This is a genomic window from Brevibacillus borstelensis (genome assembly GCF_036700025.1).
In the GTDB taxonomy this organism is placed as follows: domain Bacteria; phylum Bacillota; class Bacilli; order Brevibacillales; family Brevibacillaceae; genus Brevibacillus; species Brevibacillus borstelensis.
Map to the genome: position 1 here is coordinate 5077864 of NZ_CP144922.1, position 13411 is coordinate 5091274.

Sequence of the window (13411 nt, forward strand, 5' to 3'; positions counted from 1 at the left end):
TACCTCCTTCGACCCGTGAACAAAGCAGGGCTCCTTCCCTCCATAAGGTTGTGTTGTCCTTATGTTCATCGGTACTATGAACCCCTCCGACTCCCTCTCTGCCATCCACCACTTCCCTTACGGTTATAGGTTTCCGTTTTACGCTCCTGACGGGGCGTGCAGAGTAGGGTCTCCCCAGTTCCGTTAACTACTTTCTCAACATACCGCTCCCCATACCCCGAGGGATTCATAGGTGCTGTATTCCAAGTTCTCCACACCGTCCTTGGCCTTCGCCCATATGAAACAAGCTCGGCTTCCCTTTGTCCACCTCTCGGTGGTCTTTCTTAACGAGGCTGCAGGATTCACTTTATGTTACGGCCTGCTGATTTGCTCGCACTCTTTCGAGTTACTTTGTCACAGGGCTTCAACCTTAGGATTTCTCCACCAGTTGCCTGTCAGCTACGAGGTGACTTGGCTCCTGCCTCGGTTGGACTTTCACCAACTAGCAATTAACGGCTTGCTGGGCACGCTTCATATTCGGAATGTCCGCTTCGGAGATCGCTTCCCAAAGCCCCTCCTGGCGGCCTTTTTCCTGCTCGCCGCCCTCGATGACGGTCATGTCAATTTGAGGCGAGTTTTTCTGCGCCTTCACCTTGGCGACAATTTCCGTGGAAACGCCAGACACGTACGTCAGCTTGACATTCGGATATTTCTCGTTGAACTTTTTGAAGATCACGTCTTTCATCAGCTTTTCGACAGTGGCCCCGTTGCCCGCGATGACCAGCGTGTCCTCCAATTGAGCCTCGGCTTGTCCGGCACTCTTGTTGTCTGCCGGTTGGCCCTGTGGCGCAGATGATTGCGGTGCAGAAGTGGACGAACCACAGCCTGCGAGTAGTGAACCTGTCAATGCAAGAACAGAGAGCAGCGATAATGTCTTTTTCTTCACTTGTCTTCATCCCCCGTATCTCTAATTGTTGTTCACGAATAGAGAACGATGTTTGCTATTCAAGAACATTGGTGTTATACTACCATAAGTATACTGACAATTCAAGATAGTCTGAGTAGAGGGAGGATTCTCCCCTTTCCTTTTGAAAGCTTTTCGATTATGCTTGACTACTATCAATGCCTGTTACGGAGGAATGACCTATGGATCAGGTTTTGTCTTCAGTACGAAATGGCTGCAAGCTATTGAAAATGTTCCTGGACGGTCCCCCGGAGATGGGAGTGACAGAGCTCAGCAAAAGGCTGCAGCTTTCCAAGGGGGCTGTGCACAAGCTGCTCACCACATTGGAGTCGGAGGGATTTATCCGGAAAAACGAAAAAACCAAGCAGTACACGCTTGGCTATACATTGCTGGAATTAGGGGACAAAGTGATCAAAAACCATGACATCGTCGCATTTTCAACGCCGTATATTCAACGGTTGCTGGCCCGCACCCAGGAGCTCGTTGTCCTTTGCATACAGGATGGAAAAGACGCCATCTATGTGAGCAAAGCGGATTCGCCCCATCCGATCCGGTTTACGCTCGAGACCTACCGGCGCTTTCCCATGTATTCGACTTCCGCCTCCCGCGTGCTTTTGGCATACCGGACGCCAGAATTTCAGGATGAAATTTTGCGGGAGGAGATCAAGGGCTACACGCCGCATTCTTTTACCTCCGTCGAAGAAATCAAACAAAATTTGCAGGACATCCGGGAGCGCGGCTATGAATTCAGCTCTAACCGGCGAAACGTCGGAGTAACCGGCATGGCCGCGCCGATCTTCGATTCGACTGGCGAGGTGGTTGCCTCGATCAGCGTAATTGGACCTTCAGATCGCGTGCTTCCTCAGCAAGATGTGATTCGCAATGAGTTGCTTACAACCGTACAGGAGATGTCTGCCGAGTTGGGATACAGGTATCAACTGACAAGACCAGTCTTATGATTGGTCTTCTTTTTTTAGGAAAACTAGGAAAAGTACACGTTTCATAACCTTTCCCATAGTTTTACGTTTACGTCAACGTTAATGTCTGTTAAGATAGGAGATGTCATTTTTTATTTGTGATTGGAGGAACCTTTCATGTATCAAATCGAGGAGGTCGCCAAAAAAACCAATCTCACCAAACGGGCCCTCCGCTACTATGAAGAATTGGGCCTGGTCAGTCCGTCCGGCCGAACGGAAAGCGGGTACCGCCTGTACACGGACGAAGACGTCACCCATATTCTGCACGTCAAAAACACCCGTGATCTCCTCGGCGCTTCCCTGCAGGAAATCAAGGAAATCATGGATCTTGGCAAACGCTACGAGCTTTTGAAGCAGGACTACTTTTCCGATAAGCATGCGAATGACCAGCATGTGGGCGAAAAGCTGCGCTTGCTGACAGAGCTGGAGGTAACGCTGAGAGCACAGCGGGACGTTCTGCAGGAAAAGCTGAACAAGCTGACGGAGATGCTGCAGGGATACGATGAAAAGCTGACTCGCATTACGAATAAGAAGCGGGAATTGGAAAAAGAGAGCAAGGAGTGAACATCAGTGAGCAGTCATGGAGCTTCTTTCCAAACCTTGTTTAAACAGCCCAAATCGGCCTGGGCTGTCGCTTTTGCTTGTATCGTCGCCTTTATGGGCATCGGTCTGGTCGACCCGATCCTGCCGGCGATTGCCGAAAAGCTGAACGCCACCCCCAGCCAGGTATCCCTGCTGTTTACCAGCTACATGGTGATGACCGGGATTACGATGCTCGTAACCGGGTGGGTATCCAGCCGGATCGGTCCAAAGCCTACGCTGTTGTTCGGTCTTTTGGCGATTATCGTCTTTGCCTTTATGGGCGGAATGTCGAATTCCGTTACGGAAATCGTTTGGTACCGCGCCGGGTGGGGATTGGGAAATGCCTTTTTCATTTCCACCGCACTCGCCGTTATCGTCAGTGTAGCCAGCGGCGGTACGGCCGGAGCGATCGTTCTGTACGAAGCGGCGATCGGACTGGGCATGTCCGTCGGGCCGCTGCTCGGAGGATTGCTTGGCGGCATTAGCTGGCGGGGACCGTTCTTTGGCGTTTCCGTACTGATGGCCATCGCTTTTCTCGCTGTTTTTGTCCTGTTGAACGAAGTCCCAGCTCCCAAACGGCGCAGCTCGATTGCCGATCCGTTGCGGGCCCTGACTCACCGGGGACTGTTTACCCTGGCCGCCACTGCCCTTTTGTACAATTACGGATTTTTTACTCTGCTGGCCTTCTCTCCGTTTGTCCTGCACATGGATGAACACAGCCTCGGCTTCGTCTTTTTCTTCTGGGGCGTAATGCTCGCGATTACCTCGGTGATCATAGCGCCGCTGCTGCAAAGGAAATACGGATCGATCCCGACGCTGAACATGATGCTGTTCTTGCTGGCCATCGTCCTTGCTGTTATGGGATTCGGCGTAGAATCGCAAACGACTCTGGTCGTCGCCATCGTCATCGCTGGCGCCATACTCGGCATCATCAATACGGTTTTGACTACCGCGGTGATGGATGTAGCCCCGGTCGAACGGGCAGTCGCTTCCTCAGCGTACAGCTTCGTCCGCTTTTCCGGCGGAGCGATCGCACCGTGGCTGGCAGGGAAGCTGGCCGAATGGTATTCGCCGCATGTGCCTTTCTATGCGGGGGCGGTTGCGGTGATTGTCAGCATTCTGGTGCTCGCCGTGGGGAAAAAGGTTTTGGCGCATGTCAATTGATCCCTTTTGCTGAGGATTTGCGAGTGTTGCTTACGCCCATGAAATAAGATATTAACCGGGCAGCTGCATTTGAACAAACACTGGGGCATTTTTCTCACTTCCACTCCGAAAGCTGCTGCGGTGAAGAGAAGCCTGTTTCCATTCTCTGCTCCGGTCTACGTCCCACAAGGATGCGGAAACTGTCCGCTCCGCAATGATCCCGAGGGAATCGCAAAACGGCGCGCAGCTACGCAGTGGATTCATGGGTTGCGATTCTGTTTCCTCGGGATCACTGCTCCGCTGGGCTGGACTTCGCTAGTCGCTTCGACTGGAAACAGGCTTCTCTGTCGAGCGGAATTGCTTCTTCCAGCTTTAAAAAGCATGTGGGATATTTCAAGGCTGGCCAAGGTTCATGGCAGCCTCTCTCAAAACCGTTCGGGCCGAACGGTTTTTTGATTTAAACCAACAGCTGTAGAGATGAAAAAGGAGAAAACCGCGAAGGTCTTTGGGACACCTCCCAGGCTCCATTCCAAAAGCAAAACACGCCTTTAGCGTCCAACTCTGAGATGCTTCCTTGAGCAGGCTGCTTTTGGACGCGGTTTTGCTTTTGGAATGGAGCCGGACAGTCAATCCCCCTCGCAGTGTCCCACCGAACCTGGAGCGGTTTTCTCCTTTTTCATCTCCTCCCCCAAAGCCTGTCCAACAACACAAAAACCAAAAAAAGTGGCTGCGAAAGAAAGAAGCCTATTCCCTGAAAAACGAAAAACCCCGCTAGCACGCAGGGCTTTCCAAACAATCTGAATCATAGGGAAACACTCAAGCTCCCAAGCCGTCTCTGCCGCTTGGCTCGCTAAACCAGAATCGTCCCGTTCTCCACAACCAACCGATTGTCAATCCACATAGTCGGCTTCAGAATCATCCCGTCAGTATGGAAAGGCGCATCGACATTCCCACCGATGTTCAAGCTTTTGCCAATCCCGACATGGAAGGCCCCGAGAATCCGCTCGTCCTCGATCAGCTTTCCGCTCAGTACAGCCTTGTCATTGGTACCGATACCGATCTCGGCAATGTTGTAAACATTCGGGTTGTTGAAGGAACGCAAGAGAGCCTCGAATTCCACCGCTGTGTTGCCGCCCTCAATTTCCGTGATCATGCCGTCGGCCACTTTCAGCACGACCGGCTTGTCGACAATGCCGAACGGCGCCAGGCTGCCGTCAAACACCATGGTTCCGTTGGTGGCTCCTTCAAGCGGCGCAGTCGCAGTCGTTCCGGCCGGGGCGAAATTCCATTGGCCTGCTTCCTCGCAGATGCCGTCTACCGCCATCGTGGAGCGTCCTTTGATCGGGAAGGTGATGTCCGTCCCGTTGGGGCAGGTCACGCGAACGGTCTCGGCGGATTCGAGCATAGCGACGAATTGGCTGGTCAATTCGCTCATTTTTTCGTAATCGGCGTTGACGGCTCCCGTCATCATCCGTTCATCCAGACCGCTGCAGACGAGCACGCGTGTCCCTTGCTTGCGCGCCTGGCGAATGGCCTCGACATGCGTAATCGAGACAACGGGCAGCACCACGGCCGCATCGGCGCTTTTCAGACTCTCTGCTACGATTCCCATCGGTTCCTCGTTTTGCGTGGAGACAACCGGATAGATCACCTTGCCCGTTTTCGCTCCCAATAGCGCTCCCGCTGTGGTGAATGCGTCGACGAGCTGCTCGTTTTGCTTGTCATCCGCGACAATGACGACCTCTTCGCCCCGCTTCACCTTCAGCCCGTTTTTCATCACATTGAAAGCAGATTGAATGATGAATTTATTCATTGCTGCCCCTCCTTCTGCAAAAGGTCCAGAATCAACTGCACCGTTTTGTCAATCTCTTCTTCGGTGTTGAAATAATGGAGCGATACGCGGGCCATTTTATTGATGCCGTACTGCTGCAGCATCGTGTTGGCCATAAAGGTGCCGGATTCGATGATGATGCCGTTCTCTTCCAGATACTGTGTAATCCGGTCGGGCGACAAGCCCTTTACGTTGAACGGGATCAGCGCCAGTCTGTCTTCCAGCCGCTCGGGTCCGTAGATGACCATGCCCGGAATCTTTTCCATTTGTCCCACCGCGTACGCCGTCAGCTTGCGAACCCGCTCGTAAATCGCTTCGACGCCGATCGCTGAAGCGTATTCCAGAGCCGCTCCCAGACCGAGAATGGAAGGAACGATCGGGCAGCCGGCTTCGACCCGCTTGGCGATGGGCAGGAAGCTGTACTCGTTGGTGTCAAAATCCCAGCTCGTTCCGCCCCATCCGATCAAGGCGGGCGTGATGGACTCGATCCATTCGCTTCTGATAAAGAGAATCCCTGAGCCTTCCGGGCCGCGCAGTCCTTTGCGGCCACATGCGGCGAGGAAATCGCATTTCACCTTTTTCACATCGATGGGGACCATCCCCAGGCTTTGCGAGGCGTTTACGAGCGTCAGCACGCCGTGCCTCTTGGCCATTTCGCAGATCGCTTCGATCGGCTGGAGGGCGCCTGAAGCATTGGGCAGGTGAGAAACAGAAATCAATTTCGTCCGGGGAGTGATCAGCTCTTCCAGGGCGGCTGGGGAGATAACCCCGCTTCTGTCCGTCTTGAGAACCTTCAGCTTGATCTTGCCCTCGCGCTCCAGCCGCAGCCACGGTACAAAATTGCTGTGGAATTCCAGATCGGCGATGATCACTTCATCTCCTTCCGACCAAGTCAGGCCGCTGGCGACGAAATTGATCGCTTCCGTTCCGTTTTTGACAAAGGCGATTTCATTGGCCCCCGCTCCGATGTAGCGGGCAGCCGCCTCGCGGATGGCATCCACCCGGGCATAGGTCTCCCTGCGAAAAGAGGGCAGATAGGGGCCCAGCTCTGTTGTTTTGCGCAAATAGTCGGTCATGGCCTCAATCACTTGGCGTGGAGGTGCAGATGCTGCCGCAGTGTCCAGGTATGCATAGCGTTCATGCAGAGGCGTATCCTGTCTGATCTGTTGGATATTCATGATTCCACTCCCCCTTTATTGGGCGTTTACAGTGTGATCAGTTCCTTGGAGGAGGTCATGAGATTGAGATAACCATCCTTGGTGACGATGATGTTGTCTTCGATCCGTACGCCGCCTTTGTCAGGCAAATAGATTCCCGGTTCGACCGTAAACGCCATGCCCGGCTCAAGCACGAGCTGGTTGTTCTGCATCATGTACGGCGCCTCATGCGCTCCCAGTCCGATTCCGTGGCCGGTACGATGAGTAAAGTAGGTGCCGAAGCCCTTGCTCTTGATGATGCTCCGCGCCTTGTCGTCTACCTCGTGAGCGGTAATGCCCGGCTTGATAATGTCAATGGCAGCCTGCTGTGCTTCCCGGACCGTCTCGTAGATCAGCTTCAGTTCGTCCGAGATCTCTCCTACGGCGACCGTGCGTGTAATATCCGCCACATATCCTCCGTAGATGGCGCCGAAATCAAGAACGACCAGCTCGCCTGCTTCGATTTTCTTGGAGGCAGCGCGTCCGTGCGGCAGTGCTCCGCGATAGCCGGAGGCGACAATCGTTCCGAACGGCGTGCCCTCGGAGCCGCGTTTGCGCATTTCGTATTCCAGCCGCGCAGCGATCTCCAGCTCGATTGCCCCAGGCTTGATGTACGGCAGTGTCGCTTCCAGACTTTCTTCCACGATTGCTACCGCTTTTCGCAAATACTCGATTTCCGCTTCGTCCTTGCACATGCGGAAGGAATCGAACAGCTTGCTGACATCCTGAGTGTCCGTGCTGCCCAGTTGCTCTACCGCTTTCAGCTCGGCAACCCGCATCGTACCGAACTCGACGCCGACCTTGCCCAGCTTGCCCTTGGCATCGACCAGCTCCTGCAGCGCCTTGGCGGAGCCTTGTTCATCGGTGTACCAGAAAATATCTCCTTTTACCGTGGACTGGACCTTGCTCAGCTCCACCTGCGGAGTCACGAACAGCCATTTTCCCTCCGCCGTCACAATGGCGAGTGTAAGCCGCTCGCTCTGCTTCAGCTGCAGGCCGGTAAAGTAGTAGAGGTTGGGACCGGGAACCAGTACGGCTGCGTCCACCCCTGCTTCCCGAATCTTTCCTGCCAGAGCTTGCTGTCTTTTATCGAACATCTTTCCTCATCCTCCTGTTCGTTGTTGCAGGGACTTGCCGCCCCCGCCTACAGTTTTTTCAGTTTAAATACGGAGCTAAAGAAGCTGTACAGCGCATCTCCGGCGATAAACCCTGCCGCGAGAATGCTCATGGTCGTCTCAGCCTGCTTGCCTCTCACCTTCAGCACGACAGCGCGGATGACGATGCCCGCCAGCACGGCCCAGCCTGCCGGCACGTTGAGCAGCAGCAATCCGGTCGCGAACAGGACGCCCATCTGACGCTTGGAACCGCCGACGATTTGCAGGATCGCGCCAGGAATCGCCCACAGGAACAATTGACGGGCAATGTCGCCGGAGACGCCTGCCTCAATCGTCGCCGCATATACCTTGTCGACCGGCGGCACAAGGTTTTGGGCAAAGTAGCCTTTGTATGCGATCAGTACAGCGATCGCCGCTACGCCAAATGCGATCATCCCGGCGATAAATTGCTGTTTGCGTCCATCCAGCTCATACGCCATATCCTCTCCGTTGCCGCGAAGAATGTAGCCTGTCTTCAGGTCGTAGCCCATGTCGGCAAATGCCGGACCCGTAGCGGCGCTAAAGCCGACCAGAAGGCCCAAAGCAAGCGGCGGGAAGCCGATCAAAATCCCGATGATCAAGGTGATCAGCGCGACTGCGAAAGCCGGAAACCAGCCGGAGTGCATGGCGGCAATGCCGACGATGACTTCATGGACAAATGCGGCAAAGGCAGCAAACAAGAGAAACAAAAGAAGCATGCCAAAGGACATTTTTGTAATCACGCCGCCGATGATCGCGATGATGAGGGCGATCACCAGATAAGCGATAAATCCAAATCCGAGCGCTCGCGAGGTATCTTTCTCTGTACGCGTATACGGCTCTTCTTTTTCCACTGCAGAAGCTGCGTCTGTTTTCTTTTTCTTTAAAATGATCGTCGTTACTTGAATCAGTGCAACAACACCGGCACCAATCATAAAGCCGTGGGGAATGTAGAGTTTGTTTACGTCTACGCCGAACAGCGGAACGGAGTAGCCGCGAAGCAGAAGACCGACCCCAAACATGAGCAGAGCCCAGATGTTTCCGATGAAGGCTACGCCAAACGCTGACATCGGGATGCCCATTGCCGAACCGGCGATTCCCCCGAGGGCGCCCAGCCCGAGCCAGCCAGCGCGCTTGCCTCCCTGATCGCCTGCTTTGATCGATTCAGCCGTGGCAATGCCCGGAGGCCATGCTCCGCTGGCGGGAAATACTTTGGAGTCAAAGAGGCGATACAAAATGGCGGCGTCTACAAACATCGCCAGGACCGCGCCGATCAGCATCGGGATGATCAGCTCGTGATGGCCCATCATAAACGGGATGCCGATCGGAATCATCAGGCTGTTCCCGGCCCCGAAAGTCGCCGAGGAGATCGCCGTCTGGATCAGGTTTTGTCGATGGACAGAGCGGTATTTGCGAAAGAGAGTTACCGGGATGCGAGAGATGACCATGGCGATCAGTGCCCCGATAATGGCCGTGTTCGCTGATATGCCGAGTGTCACGATCAGCTGCATGCCGATAATGGCCCCGATTACGGACAAACCGATGGTAAGGAGAAGCGTAAACGGTTCCAGAGCTCTTGGATGCTTTTTGTTTTCCGGCTGCTTTTCCATATTTTTTACCCCCAAAATTGATTAAGTGTTGTACGGAACCATTTTTATCTGGGTTGATGCAGCTGCTTACAAGTACCGGAAAGAGTAATCATTCAGCAGTTGTTGAATCTCGTCTCTGGCTTTCATCAGATGGCCCAATAGCTCGGGCACTTTTTCTTCAGCCAGCCGGTGGTCCGGGCCGGCGATTCCCAGGGAGCCGAGGATTTTGCCATTTTTGTCAAACAGAGGCATATGCAGCCCCGCAACCCCTTCGTTGTACTCCCCTGCCGAATAGGCCCAGCCGTTTTTGCGAATCATCTGCAACTGTTGCCGCAAGACTTCGGGATTTACGATCGTCCTGGATGTAAGCGGATTTAATCCTCTGGAGATAATCTCTTCCTGCTTGTCTTCGGGGAGATGCGCCATCATAACCCGGCCAATCGAACCGGCGTACAGCGGAAATCTTCTGCCCACGGTTACGGAATACTTCAAAACATGAGAGCTTTCCACGATTTCTACATAGACCCCTTCGAGGCCATCCAGCCAGCTCAGGAAGACGGATTCCCCCGTCTGTTCTGAAAGCCCTTTCATAACCGGAACCAAAACATCCCCGGGCTGAATGCGTGCCTTGACTTTCTGGGCGATCTGCAAAAACTCCAGTCCCAGCTCGTACTTCTTGTTCTCCGGATTTTGCCTCAGGTAGCCAAACTGTTCAAAGGTCGCCAAAATGCGGTGGACAATCGTATGGCTCATGTCGAGCTCTTTTGCGATTTCCCTGACTCCCCAGGCTGGTTTTTCCTCAGAAAAGCATCTGAGCAGTTCCAAAGATTTTTCCAACGTTTTCAGAGACAACGACTTCATACCCCCTTCGCACACTGTACCGATAATCGAACCATTGTACCTTTTTATAAATTTATTATATTGAATGACTTTGCCGATTTCAATCATTATTCTCAACATTCAGGCTGGAAACGATCCCCTTTTGCAAAAGGCAACGAAAAAAGCAGGAATCGCAAAGGTTTTTCCTCTGCAACACCTGCTTATGCTACTTTCCCTCTACAATCCCAAAAAAAGCCGCCAGCCAATCAGCACCGCTACTCCCGCGAGCAGCGCCCAGACGATGTGTTTCCTCCACAATCCCACCGCCAAGGCAATGACTCCGGCTGCCAGATACTCGGGACTCCACTGCCCGTCTCTCAAATGAAACAGGATCGGCGGTACCGTCAGCGAGCTGAACACCCCGACCGGCACCATCGCGAGCCCTCTTTTCAACCAATCGGGCACAGACCAGCGGGTACTGATCAGCAGCATCGGGAAACGCGTCAAATACGTAACGAGAGCCATCAGCAAAATGTAAAGAACGACATTATCCATCCCGCTTCACCGCCCCTATAGCTACAGCCGTCAGCGTACCCCCGATCACCGCGGCCACCCCTCCTCCCAGCCAGTAGGCCAGACAAGCAACCAATGAAGCGGATACGGCTACCTTCACGTGAAAGGATGAGACCAGGTTTACGGCAAGAAACCCTAAAAACGTCGCGATAAAGGCAAAATCGAGACCAAACGCCTCGGTCTCTGTAAATACTGTCCCGAACCAGGCACCAGCAAGGGTACTGGCATTCCAGATGACGTAATCCGCGATGCTCGCTCCGGCGAAATACGGAAGGCTCGGCTTGTTTCCCGCTGTCAGGTACGTAATTTTCAAGGCATAGGTCTCGTCATTTAATGAACCTGCCATCAAGGAAAGCTTCCACGGAGGGGTTTCGCGAAAATAGGGACCGAGAGACAAACCGTATAACAGATGCCTTGCATTTAGTAGCGCGGTTGAGACCAAAATCGGCCACCCTACAATTCCCTGCGAGATCAGGCCTACTGCCGCAAACTGGGACGAGCCCGCATTTACAAGCAACGACAAAAGCATGGCCTCCGTAATTCCGAGCCCTGCTTGTCTGGCCAAGATCCCGAATACCAACCCGTCAATGATGCCGGCAGACGCAACGGGCAGGATTTGTTTCATCCCTTGTACGAACAAATTTTTCGATGAATGCAAGCAGTCCACCCTCCTGACACACCCACTCTATTATTGTCTGTACATTCTGTCAATTACTGTGCAAAGGCGCTTCTGCTTGTTCCTATACCTGTATGCCGATCGGGTTCGGGTCGGATGGATCTCGGCTTCGTACCGAATCGTCCACAAGTACGGAATCGTCCATGAGTACGAGTAGCTCATTTGTCACCTTCGTCCGGGATACCGGGCAGACTCAATCAGCGTAAGTGCGTCAATCTCTTTCATGGCTGGTCAAATACGGCTTCCACACTTCTTCAAGCAGGCATATCCCCTGCTCGATAGCTTCGGCGGACATGCCGCCAAAGCCAAATTGAAAGGCAGGCAAGCTGTCCTTTGGCTGATGCAGCCATTTTCGGGTCGTAGGATAGACGCGGATTCCCACTGATAACGCGTGCTGCGCCAGCTCCTCTGCCGAGAGGTCTGATACTGCTTCCACCGTCGCGGATAATCCGGCATTCTGTCCGGTCACATGAATCCGCTCCCCGAAATACGTATGCAAGCTTTTGAGCATGGCCTCATGTTTTTTGCTGTATAAAGTCCGCATTTTGCGTATATGCCGCTCCCATTCCCCGCTTTTCATGAAGAGAGCCAGCGTCTCCTGATGGATGCGGGATGCGGTTTGATCGTATTCATACAGCTGACTTCCGTAGATCTGCAGCAGCGCCGGGGGCAAAACCATATAGCTCATGCGAATCGACGGCAACAGTGATTTGGAAAACGTGCCGAGATAAATGACTCGTTCATGCGTGTCCAGTCCCTGAAGCGAGGGAATCGGTTTCGTCTGATAGCGAAATTCTCCGTCGTAATCGTCCTCAATGATGTACGCGCCCGATCTGGCCGCCCACTGCAGCAGTCTGATTCGCCTTGCGTAAGGCATAACGGCTCCGGTAGGCTCCTGATGGGAGGGCGTGATGTAAATCAGCGGCGCTCCGCTTGCCTCCAGCACCTCTACATCGATGCCGTCTTCGTCCAATGGAATCGGGGCTATTTTATATCCGAGATGCTGGAAAACAGTCCGCACCCCGTCGTATCCCGGCTCCTCCATTGCGACCACGCGTTCCTCCAGGGTGAGCAAAAAGCAAAGCACCTGGATCAGCACCTGCGTTCCTGCCCCGATGACAATCTGATCTGGCGTGCAAGCAACCCCGCGGGCCCGCTGCAAATAACGGGCAATCTCCTCCCGCAAGGCGCGCTCCCCTTGGCGGTCCCCGTAATTGAGAATATTCCTGTTTTCCGGCCGCATGCACTGATTGCTGTACTTGCGCCACAATCCGTACGGAAAATGCTCGGCATCGACCCGGGCCTGATGAAAGTCGTAGAGAATATTCGGGTTCTTCCCCGCTGGCAGACCGGCCGTATCACTTTTGGCGATCGCTTTTTCGGGAAGTGGAGTCGTGCCTGTACCAGGTAACGTATGTGCAGCCGCATGCTTGGCCCCGGCTGTATGCCCGACTCCAGCCGTATATCCGGCTCCGGCTGTATCCTCAGCCCCAACTCTATATCCGACTCCTGCTGGCTCCGCTTCGGCTGCTTGTCCGGCCGTATTCCCAATCTCGTTCATAGCGCCGTTCGCGGCCGCTTTTCCTCCGTGCTTCCCGGATGGAACGGCTACCTCGTCCTCTTCCCACTCCACCACGTAAAAACCGCTTCTTTCCCTGCTCTCGATGTATCCTTCCGCCAGCAACTGATGGTAGGCCGTTTCTACCGTTGTTTTGCTCAGTTGAAGATTGCGGCTGATCGATCGAACCGAGGGCAGCCGGGTTCCCGGCAATATCCGTCTAGTCTGGATTTCCTCGCGAAAGTATGCGTAGAGCTGCAGGTAGAGCTTTCCTGATCCGGCCTTCGTCCAATTCGGGTGAATCTCCATCAATAACCTCCAGGCTGACCCGCTTTCTATTTTGGAATCTGACCATTCGTAGAAGGTCAGCTACTTCTTATGATGATAGTAG

At 53.8% G+C, this 13411-nt stretch carries 11 protein-coding genes and 1 pseudogene; 3 read left to right on the forward strand and 9 right to left on the reverse strand.

Features of this window, described 5'->3' with window-relative positions; all coding sequences use genetic code 11:
* Positions 1 to 496 precede the first annotated feature (496 nt).
* Positions 497 to 925, reverse strand: a pseudogene (locus tag V5G20_RS24330) (ABC transporter substrate-binding protein); the annotation flags it as partial.
* Between the two features lie 200 nt (positions 926 to 1125).
* On the opposite strand from V5G20_RS24330, the gene V5G20_RS24335 reads away from it, so the two are divergent.
* From V5G20_RS24335 to V5G20_RS24345, 3 genes are all read left to right on the forward strand, one after another.
* Positions 1126 to 1902: an IclR family transcriptional regulator gene (locus V5G20_RS24335; protein ID WP_003389421.1), complete on the forward strand. Its 777-nt coding sequence runs from the start codon at positions 1126 to 1128 to the stop codon at positions 1900 to 1902.
* A 135-nt stretch (positions 1903 to 2037) separates the two neighbouring features.
* On the forward strand, positions 2038 to 2484 hold the full coding sequence (locus V5G20_RS24340; RefSeq protein WP_122957580.1) for a MerR family transcriptional regulator: 447 nt from the start codon (positions 2038 to 2040) through the stop codon (positions 2482 to 2484).
* 6 nt (positions 2485 to 2490) lie between these two features.
* On the forward strand, positions 2491 to 3666 hold the full coding sequence (locus tag V5G20_RS24345) for an MFS transporter (RefSeq protein ID WP_122957579.1): 1176 nt from the start codon (positions 2491 to 2493) through the stop codon (positions 3664 to 3666).
* An 829-nt stretch (positions 3667 to 4495) separates the two neighbouring features.
* Here V5G20_RS24345 and V5G20_RS24350 read toward each other — a convergent pair.
* From V5G20_RS24350 to V5G20_RS24385, 8 genes are all read right to left on the reverse strand, one after another.
* Entirely contained in the window at positions 4496 to 5458 is a 963-nt protein-coding gene (locus V5G20_RS24350; RefSeq protein WP_122957577.1) for an aminopeptidase, read from the reverse strand.
* Positions 5455 to 6654: an aminotransferase class V-fold PLP-dependent enzyme gene (locus V5G20_RS24355; protein ID WP_024983552.1), complete on the reverse strand. Its 1200-nt coding sequence runs from the start codon at positions 6652 to 6654 to the stop codon at positions 5455 to 5457. Before V5G20_RS24355 ends, V5G20_RS24350 begins: the two co-directional genes overlap by 4 nt.
* Before the next feature lie 26 nt (positions 6655 to 6680).
* Positions 6681 to 7769 (reverse strand): M24 family metallopeptidase, encoded by a 1089-nt coding sequence (locus V5G20_RS24360; RefSeq protein ID WP_003389428.1) that lies wholly within the window; start codon positions 7767 to 7769, stop codon positions 6681 to 6683.
* 47 nt (positions 7770 to 7816) lie between these two features.
* Positions 7817 to 9415, reverse strand: coding sequence for an OPT/YSL family transporter (locus V5G20_RS24365; RefSeq protein WP_003389429.1), 1599 nt, complete (start codon positions 9413 to 9415; stop codon positions 7817 to 7819).
* 66 nt (positions 9416 to 9481) lie between these two features.
* Positions 9482 to 10255, reverse strand: coding sequence for an IclR family transcriptional regulator (locus V5G20_RS24370; protein ID WP_338462566.1), 774 nt, complete (start codon positions 10253 to 10255; stop codon positions 9482 to 9484).
* A gap of 195 nt (positions 10256 to 10450) precedes the next feature.
* Positions 10451 to 10768 carry an AzlD domain-containing protein gene (locus V5G20_RS24375; protein WP_003389432.1) on the reverse strand — a complete coding sequence of 106 codons (318 nt, stop codon included), beginning with the start codon at positions 10766 to 10768 and terminating at the stop codon, positions 10451 to 10453.
* Entirely contained in the window at positions 10761 to 11444 is a 684-nt protein-coding gene (locus V5G20_RS24380) for an AzlC family ABC transporter permease (protein ID WP_003389433.1), read from the reverse strand. The genes V5G20_RS24375 and V5G20_RS24380 overlap by 8 nt, the downstream gene beginning before the upstream one ends.
* Before the next feature lie 229 nt (positions 11445 to 11673).
* Positions 11674 to 13329 carry a PLP-dependent aminotransferase family protein gene (locus tag V5G20_RS24385; protein ID WP_338462568.1) on the reverse strand — a complete coding sequence of 552 codons (1656 nt, stop codon included), beginning with the start codon at positions 13327 to 13329 and terminating at the stop codon, positions 11674 to 11676.
* Positions 13330 to 13411 lie beyond the last annotated feature (82 nt).

Bases quoted from the DNA above. Each gene is read 5' to 3' on its own strand.
- V5G20_RS24370 (WP_338462566.1), bottom strand. From the start codon at position 10,255: ATGAAGTCGTTGTCTCTGAAAACGTTGGAAAAATCTTTGGAACTGCTC.
- V5G20_RS24355 (WP_024983552.1), bottom strand. From the start codon at position 6,654: ATGAATATCCAACAGATCAGACAGGATACGCCTCTGCATGAACGCTAT.
- V5G20_RS24385 (WP_338462568.1), bottom strand. From the start codon at position 13,329: ATGGAGATTCACCCGAATTGGACGAAGGCCGGATCAGGAAAGCTCTAC.
- V5G20_RS24365 (WP_003389429.1), bottom strand. From the start codon at position 9,415: ATGGAAAAGCAGCCGGAAAACAAAAAGCATCCAAGAGCTCTGGAACCG.
- V5G20_RS24360 (WP_003389428.1), bottom strand. From the start codon at position 7,769: ATGTTCGATAAAAGACAGCAAGCTCTGGCAGGAAAGATTCGGGAAGCA.
- V5G20_RS24350 (WP_122957577.1), bottom strand. From the start codon at position 5,458: ATGAATAAATTCATCATTCAATCTGCTTTCAATGTGATGAAAAACGGG.
- V5G20_RS24340 (WP_122957580.1), top strand. From the start codon at position 2,038: ATGTATCAAATCGAGGAGGTCGCCAAAAAAACCAATCTCACCAAACGG.
- V5G20_RS24375 (WP_003389432.1), bottom strand. From the start codon at position 10,768: ATGGATAATGTCGTTCTTTACATTTTGCTGATGGCTCTCGTTACGTAT.
- V5G20_RS24335 (WP_003389421.1), top strand. From the start codon at position 1,126: ATGGATCAGGTTTTGTCTTCAGTACGAAATGGCTGCAAGCTATTGAAA.